General features: G+C 54.7%; 11 protein-coding genes and 1 pseudogene. 7 read left to right on the plus strand and 5 right to left on the minus strand.

From position 1 onward, the window contains the following. Positions 1–113 precede the first annotated feature (113 nt). Genes efp through HT085_RS05105 form a run of 3 tightly spaced genes read right to left on the minus strand, consistent with a single transcriptional unit; the run spans position 114 to position 2,165 of the window. Entirely contained in the window at positions 114–674 is a 561-nt protein-coding gene (gene efp, locus HT085_RS05095; protein ID WP_002219406.1) for an elongation factor P, read from the minus strand. Between the two features lie 42 nt (positions 675–716). Next, positions 717–1,868 carry an elongation factor P maturation arginine rhamnosyltransferase EarP gene (gene earP / locus HT085_RS05100; protein WP_003688367.1) on the minus strand — a complete coding sequence of 384 codons (1,152 nt, stop codon included), beginning with the start codon at positions 1,866–1,868 and terminating at the stop codon, positions 717–719. Positions 1,869–1,886: 18 nt separating this feature from the next. Further along, positions 1,887–2,165: a hypothetical protein gene (locus HT085_RS05105; protein WP_025455789.1), complete on the minus strand. Its 279-nt coding sequence runs from the start codon at positions 2,163–2,165 to the stop codon at positions 1,887–1,889. A 350-nt stretch (positions 2,166–2,515) separates the two neighbouring features. On the opposite strand from HT085_RS05105, the gene miaA reads away from it, so the two are divergent. The 4 genes from miaA to rlmB all read left to right on the plus strand — a co-directional run bounded on the left by miaA (position 2,516) and on the right by rlmB (position 5,491). After that, complete coding sequence (miaA, locus tag HT085_RS05110) at positions 2,516–3,457, plus strand: tRNA (adenosine(37)-N6)-dimethylallyltransferase MiaA (RefSeq protein ID WP_003691073.1); 942 nt, start codon at positions 2,516–2,518, stop codon at positions 3,455–3,457. A gap of 3 nt (positions 3,458–3,460) precedes the next feature. Then, positions 3,461–4,180: a tRNA adenosine(34) deaminase TadA gene (gene tadA / locus HT085_RS05115; protein ID WP_003691072.1), complete on the plus strand. Its 720-nt coding sequence runs from the start codon at positions 3,461–3,463 to the stop codon at positions 4,178–4,180. 4 nt (positions 4,181–4,184) lie between these two features. Continuing rightward, complete coding sequence (locus tag HT085_RS05120) at positions 4,185–4,673, plus strand: DUF456 domain-containing protein (protein WP_003691071.1); 489 nt, start codon at positions 4,185–4,187, stop codon at positions 4,671–4,673. A gap of 65 nt (positions 4,674–4,738) precedes the next feature. After that, positions 4,739–5,491 (plus strand): 23S rRNA (guanosine(2251)-2'-O)-methyltransferase RlmB, encoded by a 753-nt coding sequence (rlmB, locus tag HT085_RS05125; RefSeq protein WP_003691070.1) that lies wholly within the window; start codon positions 4,739–4,741, stop codon positions 5,489–5,491. A gap of 61 nt (positions 5,492–5,552) precedes the next feature. Here the strand turns inward: rlmB and HT085_RS05130 are convergent. Beyond that, a pseudogene (locus tag HT085_RS05130) lies at positions 5,553–6,927 on the minus strand (nucleobase:cation symporter-2 family protein). A gap of 379 nt (positions 6,928–7,306) precedes the next feature. Here HT085_RS05130 and dapA point away from each other — a divergent pair. Beyond that, positions 7,307–8,182: a 4-hydroxy-tetrahydrodipicolinate synthase gene (gene dapA, locus HT085_RS05135; RefSeq protein WP_003691068.1), complete on the plus strand. Its 876-nt coding sequence runs from the start codon at positions 7,307–7,309 to the stop codon at positions 8,180–8,182. An 8-nt stretch (positions 8,183–8,190) separates the two neighbouring features. Next, positions 8,191–9,387, plus strand: coding sequence for an outer membrane protein assembly factor BamC (gene bamC / locus HT085_RS05140; protein ID WP_003691066.1), 1,197 nt, complete (start codon positions 8,191–8,193; stop codon positions 9,385–9,387). 56 nt (positions 9,388–9,443) lie between these two features. Here bamC and pip read toward each other — a convergent pair whose 3' ends face one another. Next, positions 9,444–10,376, minus strand: coding sequence for a prolyl aminopeptidase (gene pip / locus HT085_RS05145; protein ID WP_003701265.1), 933 nt, complete (start codon positions 10,374–10,376; stop codon positions 9,444–9,446). A gap of 559 nt (positions 10,377–10,935) precedes the next feature. Here pip and HT085_RS05155 point away from each other — a divergent pair. Then, complete coding sequence (locus tag HT085_RS05155; RefSeq protein ID WP_050172606.1) at positions 10,936–11,616, plus strand: opacity family porin; 681 nt, start codon at positions 10,936–10,938, stop codon at positions 11,614–11,616. The last annotated feature ends 17 nt before the right edge of the window (positions 11,617–11,633 follow it).

Here is an 11,633-nt window from a genome sequence, read left to right on the forward strand (position 1 = left end):
GAGGCAACGCTGTACTGGTTTAAATTTAATCCACTATACTTCAATCCAAACACGGGGCGAATATAAAAAATGCCGTCTGAAAGCCTTTCAGACGGCATTTTTCAAGTAGGATATCAGGCGCGTTTGCGGAATTCGCCGGTACGGGTATCGATTTCGACTTTGTCGCCGTTTTCGATGTAAGACATCACTTGGATTTCGGTGCCGCCGACCAGACGCGCGGTTTTCATCACTTTGCCGGAAGTATCGCCTTTGACGGCAGGCTCGGTGTACTCGACTTCGCGCACGATGATGGTGGGCAGTTCGACAGAAATGGGATTGCCTTCATAGAAGGTAACTTCGCATTGGTCTTCCATACCGTCAACGATGAATTTCAACGCGTCGCCGATGTTGTCGGCTTCGATTTCGTATTGGTTGAATTCTTCGTCCATAAAGACGTACATCGGGTCGGCAAAATAGCTGTACGTACAGTTTTTGCGGGACAGGATGACCACGTCGAATTTGTCGTCGGCTTTGTAAATGGTTTCGGAAGCAGCGCCGGTCAGCAGGTTTTTCAGTTTCATGCTGACTTTGGCGGAAGAGCGGCCGCCTTTGATGTATTCGGTTTTTTGAACGACCATAGGATCGTTGCCGACCATAAATACATTGCCGGCGCGCAGTTCTTGTGCTGTTTTCATTGTGATTTTCCAATCAAATCGGTTGTCGTAAAACGCGCTATTCTAGCGTATTTTTTGATGCTTTGAAACAAAGGCGGCGAGTTTTTCGGATGCGGAAGGCTGCCCGAAAAGATAACGGCTCCAATCCTCCGCGCCTTGCCGCCAGCCGTTTTGATGTTGTTGCAGGGTTTGCCAACATTCGAGGCGTTGTGTTGCGGATAAAGCCTCTCCGCCGTTGAGGTCGTCCGAAAGGAGGCGGTGCACCGATGCGGTTTCGGGCGTGTAGAAGCCGTATGCCTTATCCCAAAAGGCGTGGAGTTTGTCGAGATGGACGTTTTCATCTTGCGGGTAGATGTGCCAAAAGAAAGGTTTTCCGGCAAGCTGGGTACGCACGAAACTGTCTTCGCCGCGTATCACGGCGCAGTCGGCGAGGTGCAGCAATTTGTCGAAGTCCTGTTGCGGCACGAACGGGATTTTGACAAGGCGGACGGATGCCGTCTGAAAGACACCGCCGTCATTTTGCAGGGCGTTTTGCGGAATAACGCCGCTTTGTTTGAGGCTGTCGATAATTTGCGCCCCCGCCAGCAGTAGGGTCATCAGGCTGCCTGCCTGTTGCCACATGTCCAGCCACTTTGCCCAAACATCGCCCCGATAGCCGAAAAGCAGCCATTCGGGGGCGTTTTTTTCGGGCAACACCAGCCGCCGGCGCAGGGCTTCGGTATCGAAACGGACGGCTTCGCGGTAATCGCGTTCGCGTATCAACCCGCCGCTTTTTTCGCTGAAACCCATAAACCAAAAATATTTTTGAACGCCCTCCTGCGGCGAAGGCATCAGGTGCAGCCTTTCATTGCTTTCCTCCGCGCTCAAATATTCCCAATTCAGCCAAAGCGGTTTGTGTCGGCGGATGATGTTCAGCACATTTTCGGGCAGGTCGCAGGCAAAAGTTTCGATAACGGCATCGGGAACGGGCGCGGTATCAATGTCTGCCGCATCGGAATGCCAAGTGCGGACATGAATATCCTGATGAACGAAGGGAACATCGGGCAAATCGGGACAAAGCGCGCGCAAGGCGGACACGTCGTCCGTCCACAAATGCACCTGCCAACCGAGTTCGCGGTGCAAAACACGGGCGAGCCGCCACGAAACGCCGATGTCGCCGAAATTGTCGATGACCTTGCAAAAAATCCAACAGACAGGAAAAGCGTATGTATTCATAACCATCGGGAAAACAAGCTAAAACGCGCCGAAATAGTGGAACAAATACACAACCAGCAAAACAATCGGAATAAACAGAAACATGGTTTGACGTTTCAAATCAAACCCTTGTTTAAGATGATGCTTGATGGTTTCAAAGAGGACGAATTTAAACAAAAACGTCGCTTCGCAGGCAAGGATGATGCCGTTGATCAGATGCTGGGGTTTGTCTTCGGGCGGATTGGCGGCGAAAACGGCAAGCGTCGCCAAGGGGATGAGGCAGACGGCGAGCCAGCGGACAAGCAGGTTTCGGGACATTGCAAGGCTTTCAAAAAAGCAAAACGCCATTATCGCCTCAAGAACGCACCTTGTCTAACGGACGCGCCGGAGATGCCGTCTGAAGCCTTGCCGCCGGAAAACGCCGCACCGCCGAACCTTTAAATATACCCGGGACGGGCGTTCCCCGAGAAATCGGACGCTGCCGCCGATGCCTGCGGACAAGGCGGCATCGGGCGCGGGCATATTGAAAACCCGACGCATCGGTTTGAACGCATTTTATAAAGGCGTACGGCAAACCCGCCCCTTGCCGTCGGCGTGCTTCCGCAAAGCAAAATATAAGGGCGGCGCGCTTTCCGCTATAATCCGCATTTTTCCAAACCTGAAACATTATGCCGACCCCGAAAGCCTTTACCCTGCTCGGGCCGACCGCCTGCGGCAAAACCGCGCTCGCCCTCAAAATCGCCGAAACCCTTCCGGTCGAAATCATCAGCCTCGATTCTGCACTGCTCTATACCGGTATGGACATCGGCACGGCGAAACCGTCCGCCTCCGAACGCGCCTTTGTCCCGCACCACCTTATCGACATCATTACGCCCGTTCAGACATACAGTGCCGCCCGTTTTGTCGAAGACTGCACGCGTCTGACCGGCGAAATCACGGCGCGTGGGAAATGTCCGCTGATTGTCGGCGGCACAATGATGTATTTCCGCGCCCTGACCCAAGGTTTGAACGATTTGCCCGAAGCCGATGCCTGCCTGCGTGCCGACTTGGACGAACAAAAACAGATGTACGGTTTGGATTTCCTCTACCGCACCCTGCAAAAAGTCGACCCTGAAACAGCATGCCGTCTGAAACCGAACGACAGCCAGCGCATCGGACGCGCCCTTGAAGTCTATTACCTGACCGGCAGGCCGATGAGCGCGCACCTGAACGGACAGCCCGAACACACCCTGCCCTTCGAACTCTACACCGCCGCCCTGATTCCCGAAAACCGCGCCCGACTGCACGAAAACATCGCCCTGCGTTTCCACCTGATGCTTGAACAGGGCTTTATCGGCGAAGTAGAAAACCTGCGCCGCCGCTATCCCGGCCTGACCGCCGACTCCCCCGCCATCCGCTGCGTCGGCTACCGTCAGGCGTGGGAACACCTCGACGGTGCAACCGACAGACAAACCTTCATCGAAAAAGGCATTGCCGCCACGCGCCAACTTGCCAAACGCCAACTGACTTGGTTACGCAAAACACCTTTAGACTGCGTTGCCGACCCGTTTTCAGACGGCACTTCAGGCACGCGCCTGATTGAGGCGGCAAAACGGTTTTTCGGCGAATAAACCATGCTGGCCACGCCGCCGCTCGCCCCCAAAACCGTCGCCGCCCTGCACAGGCTCGGTATCCGTACGCTCGAAGAACTGCGGCAAAACGGTTCGGTCAAAGCCTTTCTGCTGCTCAAAGCATCGGGTTTGACCCTCACGAAAAGCACGCTGTGGCAACTCGAGTCGCTGCTGAACGGCACGCCGCCGCAAGAAATGTCCCAAGCGCATAAAGACTGCCTGCTTGCCGAGTTGAAAAACCATCCGCCCGTCGCCGCCTTTCCGCCGCAGGAAGAAATGGGATACTTCATGCGCGAAGCACTGCGCCAAGCAGAACAATCCGCCGCCGACGGCGAAATACCCGTCGGGGCAGTCATCGTTTCAGACGGCAAAATCATCGCATCGGCACACAACACCTGCATTGCCGACTGCAATGTCAGCCGACACGCCGAAATCAACGCCTTGGCACAGGCAGGCAGCGAAATGCAAAACTACCGCCTTGACGGATGCGACATCTACATCACCCTCGAACCCTGCGCCATGTGCGCGTCCGCACTGATACAGGCACGAATCAGGCGCGTGATCTACGGTGCGGCAGAACCCAAAACCGGCGCGGCAGGCAGCATCGTCAACCTGTTTGCCGACAAACGCCTCAATACGCACACCGCCATACGGGGCGGAATCCTGCAAGAAGAATGCCGCGCCGTATTAAGCCGTTTTTTCCAAAACAAAAGAAAAGGTTGAACCCATGACCGCCCTACTCGTCATCCTCGCCCTCGCCCTGATAGCCGTCGGCACGGCAGGCATCGTCTATCCCGCCCTGCCCGGCTTGGCATTGATGTTTGCCGGAACATGGCTGCTTGCCTATGCCGGCGGCTATCAAATCTACGGCGCAGGCATCTTGTGGACGGTCGGACTCATCAGCCTTGGCGGCATACTGGCGGACTATATGGCAGGCATGTTGGGGGTAAAATACACTGGGGCAGGCAAACTCGCCGTCCGAGGTGCATTGGCCGGCAGCATCATCGGCATATTTTTCTCCCTGCCCGGGCTGATACTCGGCCCCTTTATCGGCGCGGCGGCAGGCGAACTGATCGATCGGCGCAATATGCTTCAGGCAGGTAAAGCGGGCTTGGGTACGCTGTTGGGGCTTGTCGTGGGCACGGCGTTCAAAATCGGCTGCGCCGTATCCATCTTGCTTATCCTGTTGGTGAAATACATCGCCTACCTGTTTTAACCCCTTCAGACGGCATACCGGCAAATTGCTATAATGCCGTCTGAAACCTTTTGACAAACACCATTATGGCAAACCAAAGACCCATCTACGGCTTCCACGCCGTCAACGCCCGATTGTGGCAAAACCCCAAATCGATTACCGAACTCTATATCCAAGAAGGCAAATCCGACGCACGCACGCGCGAAGTGCTGGAAAAGGCGGCAAACGAAAACATCCGCGTATATTTTGCCGATGCCGACCGCCTCAACGCCATCAGCAAAGGCGCGCGCCATCAGGGCGTGGTCGGATTTATCGATGCCTCCAAAAACCACGTCCACCTCGAAGACGTATTGGAAAACTTGAGCGAACCGCCGCTGCTGCTGATACTCGACGGCATCACCGATCCGCACAACCTCGGCGCGTGCCTGCGTACCGCCGACGCAATGGGCGTACACGCCGTCATCGCGCCGAAAGACAAAAGCGCGGGACTGAACGCCACCGTCAGCAAAGTCGCCTGCGGCGCGGCGGAAACCGTCCCCTACATCACCGTAACCAACCTCGCCCGCACCCTGCGCGAATTGAAAGAATACGGCATCTGGATTATCGGCACCGACATAGGCGGCAACGCCGACCTTTACCATTGCAATCTGCCCGACAGCGCGGCATGGGTGATGGGCAACGAAGGCGACGGTATGCGCCGCCTCACGCGCGAACATTGCGACATGCTGGTGTCCATACCCATGTTCGGCACGGTCGAAAGCATGAACGTCTCCGTGTCCGCAGGAATGGTATTAAGCGAAACCCGCCGGCAACGCGTATTGAAAAACAAAAAAGCGTAAGCCTCAAAAACAATGCCGTCTGAAACAGGGATTCCGTTTCAGACGGCATTCGTTTTCAAAATCAGTGTTCCAAATGGTCGGTATCAAACTTGACCGCCGCCTCGGTTTTATCTTCCGGCAAGACCAAATTCAGCAAGACTGCCGTAATGCCGCCGCCGGAAATAGAGTTTTGGAACAAGACGGGCAGGTTTTTAAACACTTCCGGCTCAAACCCCACGCCCAAGCCCAAACCGACCAACGTTGCCGCAATCACCGCCTCGCGCCTGCGGATGCCGTGGCCGACCAAAATCCGCACGCCCGCAATCGCAATCAGGCCGAACATCAAAACCATCGCGCCGCCCAACACCGGACTCGGAATCGTCGTAAACGCGCGTCCGACAACGGGGAACAGACCCAACAGCACCAAAATCACGGCAATATATTTGCCCACGTGGCGCGAAGCCACTCCGGTCATCTGAATCACGCCGTTGTTTTGCGCAAACGTCGTCAGCGGCAGCGAACCCAAAGCCGTCGCAATCACCGATACCAAGCCGTCAGCCAACACGCCGCCGCGCAGGCGTTTGGTGTATTCTTCGCCTTCAATCGGCTGGTCGGACACCATTGCCGTTGCCGTCAAATCGCCGACCGCCTCAAACACGCCCAACAAGAAAATCGCACCCGCCGCAATAAATGCGTGCCAGTCAAAAGCAAAACCATATTTAAACGGTACGGGCAGCGTAACCGGCGGCAGGTTTTGCAGTGCGGAAAAATCCACCTTGCCCAAAAACAGCGCGACAATGTAGCCGGCAATCAGACCGACCGCAATGCCGCTCATCCGCAGCAGCGGATTTTTCATGCAGTTGAACACCAGCACAATCAGCAGCACCAGCGAAGCCAGCCCCAAGTTTTCCATCGAGCCGAACGTGCCGTCCGCCTTCGCGCCGAAGCCGCCGCCGAAATCGGCAATACCGACGTGTACCAAACTCAGACCAATCAGCATCACGACCACGCCGCTGACCGTCGGCGTAATCACTTTTTTCAAATACGGCAAAAGCCACGCCGAGAAACACACCAAAAACGCACCGGCAAACGATACGCCCAAGAGCGTCGAAACCATCGCCCCCTCACTCAAACCGCCCTCTTTCATCCCCGCGCCGAGCGCAATCATGACGGTAACGCTGGATGGACAGCATCCCCGAGCCGACCGGCCCGAAGCGGTTGACCTGCAAATAAGTGCCGATGCCGGAAGCCACCATCGCCATCGACACGAGATACGCCGTCATTTCCACCGGTAGTTCCAGCGCGCCGCCCACAATCAGCGCGGGCGTAATCATCGGCACGAAAATCGCCAAAAGATGGGTAACCGCGCTCAAGAGCGCATTACCGAACGGTGGCCTGTCTTCCAAACCGTACACCAAATCAGGCGAATCCGCCTGTTTTTTCATTGTTTCAGCCATTGGAGTCTTTCTATCCGTTGCCAAACGTTAAAAAATTTTAAGAACGAAATTGTAACGAATCAAAGATTCCTTATCAATTCAAATCCTCATGTGCAAAAACACCACCGGTTGTCCGAATTCAAATTTCTTTGAATTTCCACACCGGACAGTCCTTCATTTCCAGAGAGCCTTCATGCGCTTAACACATTTTAATCCTCAACGGCGCATCCACTGCTTAAACCCAATAATTTCATGATTATAAAAAAAATATTATTTATTAAGATATGATGGGACTTAAGCCTTGGAACCAACCGTGCGGCCGATATGTTTCACACAAACAACAAAGTAAGCTACAATCCGAAGCATAATCGACCTCACTCAATGAATAAAAGGTTTCCGTATGTTACAAGGTAGCTTGGTTGCCCTGATTACCCCGATGAATCAAGACGGCAGCATCCATTACGACCAACTCCGCCAATTAATCGACTGGCACATCGAAAACGGCACGGACGGCATCGTCGCTGTCGGCACGACAGGCGAATCCGCCACCCTCTCCGTCGAAGAACATTTAAGCGTAATCGAAGAAACGGTCAAACACGTTGCCAAACGCGTCCCCGTCATCGCCGGCACAGGGGCGAACAACACCGTCGAAGCCATCGCCCTTTCCCAAGCCGCCGAAAAAGCCGGCGCGGACTACACCCTCTCCGTCGTCCCCTATTACAACAAACCTTCCCAAGAAGGCATGTACCGCCATTTCAAAGCCGTTGCCGAAGCCGCCGCGGTTCCGATGATACTCTACAACGTGCCCGGCAGAACCGTCGTCAGCATGAACAACGAAACCATCCTGCGCCTTGCCGAAATCCCCAACATCGTCGGCGTTAAAGAAGCAAGCGGCAACGTCGGCAGCAACATCGAACTCATCAACCGCGCGCCCGAAGGCTTCGTCGTCCTTTCCGGCGACGACCACACCGCCCTGCCGTTCATGCTCTGCGGCGGACACGGCGTTATTACCGTAGCCGCCAACGCCGCCCCGAAACTCTTTGCCGATATGTGCCGTGCCGCGCTGCAAGGCGACATTGCCCTTGCACGCGAACTCAACGACCGGCTGATTCCGATTTACGACACCATGTTCTGCGAACCCAGCCCCGCCGCACCGAAATGGGCGGTATCCGCCTTGGGCAGATGCGGACCGCACGTCCGCCTGCCGCTCGTTCCGCTGACGGAAGGCGGACAGGTAAAAGTCCGCGCCGCCCTGAAAGCCTCAGGACAACTTTAAATATAGCCATGCCGTCCGAACCGTTCGGACGGCATAACATGACAAACACTTTAATATCCATGAAACAGGATGACACGATGACCCATATCAAACCCGTCATTGCCGCGCTCGCACTCATCGGGCTTGCCGCCTGCTCCGGCAGCAAAACCGAACAGCCCAAGCTCGACTACCAAAGCCGGTCGCACCGCCTGATCAAACTCGAAGTCCCGCCTGATTTGAACAACCCCGACCAAGGCAACCTCTACCGCCTGCCTGCCGGTTCGGGAGCCGTCCGCGCCAGCGATTTGGAAAAACGCCGCACACCCGCCGTCCAACAGCCAGCCGATGCCGAAGTATTGAAAAGCGTCAAAGGCGTCCGCCTCGAGCGCGACGGCAGCCAACGCTGGCTTGTCGTTGACGGCAAATCCCCCGCCGAAATCTGGCCGCTTCTGAAAGCCTTTTGGCAGGAAAACGGCTTCGACATCGAATCCGAAGAACCCGCCATCGGACAAATGGAAACCGAGTGGGCGGAAAACCGTGCCAAAATCCCCCAAGACAGCTTGCGCCGCCTATTCGACACAGTCGGTTTGGGCGGCATCTACTCCACCGGCGAGCGCGACAAATTCATCGTCCGTATCGAACAGGGCAAAAACGGCGTTTCCGACATCTTCTTCGCCCACAAAGCGATGAAAGAAGTGTATGGCGACAAAAACAAAGACACGACCATGTGGCAGCCTTCCGCTTCCGACCCCAACCTTGAGGCCGCTTTCCTGACGCGCTTTATGCAATATTTGGGCGTTGACGGACGGCAGGCGGAAAACGCATTGGCAAAAAAACCGACCCTTCCCGCCGCCAACGAAATGGCGCGTATCGAAGGCAAAAGCCTGATTGTCTTTGGCGACTACGGCAGAAACTGGCGGCGCACCGGCCTTGCCCTCGACCGCATCGGACTGACCGTCGTCGGTCAAAACACCGAACGCCACGCCTTCCTGGTTCAAAAAGCCCCGAACGAAAGCAATGCAGTTACCGAACAAAAACCGGGGCTGTTCAAACGCCTACTGGGCAAAGGCAAAGCGGAGAAACCTGCCGAACAGCCGGAACTGATTGTCTATGCCGAGCCTGTCGCCGACGGTTCGCGCATCGTCCTGCTCAACAAAGACGGCAGCGCATATGCCGGCAAAGACGCATCCGCACTGTTAGGCAAACTCCATTCCGAACTGCGTTAAACCGTTCAAAACAAAAGCAGCTTCCAAACAGAAGCTGCTTTTTTGTGCGGAACTTTTTACAACAAACGGGGCAAAATATCCTCAACCGCCTGAACCAACGCATCCGCCAAAGGCGGATCGAACGCACAATGCCCCGCCTGGACCACCCTCAATTCCGCTTCGGGAAAGGCTTTCGACAGCTCCCACGCACTCTGCATAGGCGTACACAAATCATACCGCCCCTGCACGATAACGGTCGGGATATGCCGTATTTTGCCGATATTGTTCAAAATCGCCTTATCACCCTGCAACCAACCGCCGTTGACAAAATAATGGTTTTCCAAACGCGCGATTGCCAGTGAGGCATAAGCATCTTCATCCACTCCCTCCGGCTCGAAACGAATCAGATAGCTTTCCCAATCCGCCCAAGCCTTCGCGGCAGACAGGCACACTTCTTCATCTTGATGAAACAGCAACCCGTGATACGCCTCAATCAGCCGGCTCCGCCGATTTTCAGCAATCGGCGCGACAAATTTTTGCCATTGTTCCGGATAAATCCGGCTCACGCCGCCCGCCTCGTTCAGCCACGCCGTTTCAGACGGCCTGCACAAAAATATCCCGCGCAACACCAATCCCTTTACCCGTTCGGGATGGGTTTGGGCATAAGCCAGCGACAAAGTGCTGCCCCACGAACCGCCGAACACCAGCCATTTCCCGATACCCAGCATTTCACGGACTTTTTCAATATCCGCCACCAAATCCCAAGTCGTATTGTCTTCCGCACAAGCATACGGGTGCGAACGTCCGCAACCGCGCTGGTCGATGATGACGATGCGGAACACATCAGGATTGAAAAAACCCCGACATTCAGGCGAAGCCCCCGCGCCCGGCCCGCCGTGTAAAAAAATGACCGGCACACCGTCGGGATTGCCCGACTCTTCCCAATAAATTTGATGAATTTCAGACACCTGCAAGTATCCGCTATGAAAAGGCTGTTTTATTTCATACATCATCTTCTCCCATATTGCTTCTGACAATCCGAACATCCCGACACGCGACATCCCGCACGAAACACAAGCCGCCCCGAAAGGCAAATGCCGAAAAATCGCGATAAAAACCATCAATCGGAAAATATTGCATAAACAGGCGAAAATATATCATTGAAAAGAAAACCCATACAATGTCTGACAGAAACAAGCCGCTTTGCCATTGTTTCCTAACAGTTAAACCCCGCCCTTCAAGGCGGCGGGGCAGGGCTTGATTCAAAATGGCGCAAGCCCCTGCCCTCAAATCCAACACGCAGGATTAAACCATAATAGCGGCTTTCTTATTATTTCTTATTGAAACACCGCCCGGAACCCGATATAATCCGCCTTTCAACATCAGTGAAAATCTTTTTTTAACCGGTCAAACCGAATAAGGAGCCGAAAATGAATCCAGCCCGCAAAAAACCTTCTCTTCTCTTCTCTTCTCTTCTCTTCTCTTCTCTTCTCTTCTCTTCTCTTCTCTTCTCTTCTCTTCCCTTCCGCAGCGCAGGCGGCAAGTGAAGGCAATGGCCGCGGCCCGTATGTGCAGGCGGATTTAGCCTACGCCGCCGAACGCATTACCCACGATTATCCGGAACCAACCGGTACAAAAAAAGGCACAATAAGCACGGTAAGCGATTATTTCAGAAACATCCGTACGCATTCCGTCCACCCCAGGGTGTCGGTCGGCTACGACTTCGGCGGCTGGAGGATAGCGGCAGATTACGCCCGTTACAGAAAATGGAACAACAATAAATATTCCGTCAACATAGAAAGGGTGCAAGAAGCCCATAGCAACAGGATAGACCTGAAGGCGGAAAATCAGGAAAACGGTACGTTCCACGCCGTCTCCTCGCTCGGTTTGTCCGCCGTTTACGATTTCAAACTCAACGATAAATTCAAACCCTATATCGGTGCGCGCGTCGCCTACGGACACGTCAGACACAGCATCGATTCGACCAAAAAAACAACAAAGATTCTTACCTCCTTCTATGGTGTTGCCACAAAACCTACAACTTATGATATTGGTCCAAAGACGCAAGACGCCCATCAAGAAAGCAACAGCATCCGCCGCGTGGGTCTCGGCGTCATCGCCGGCGTCGGTTTCGACATCACGCCCAAGCTGACCCTGGACACCGGCTACCGCTACCACTATTGGGGACGCCTGGAAAACACCCGCTTCAAAACCCACGAAGCCTCGTTGGGCGTGCGCTACCGCTTCTGATTCCCCGATACCGATGC

This window comes from Neisseria gonorrhoeae, assembly GCF_013030075.1.
Taxonomy (GTDB): Bacteria; Pseudomonadota; Gammaproteobacteria; order Burkholderiales; family Neisseriaceae; genus Neisseria; species Neisseria gonorrhoeae.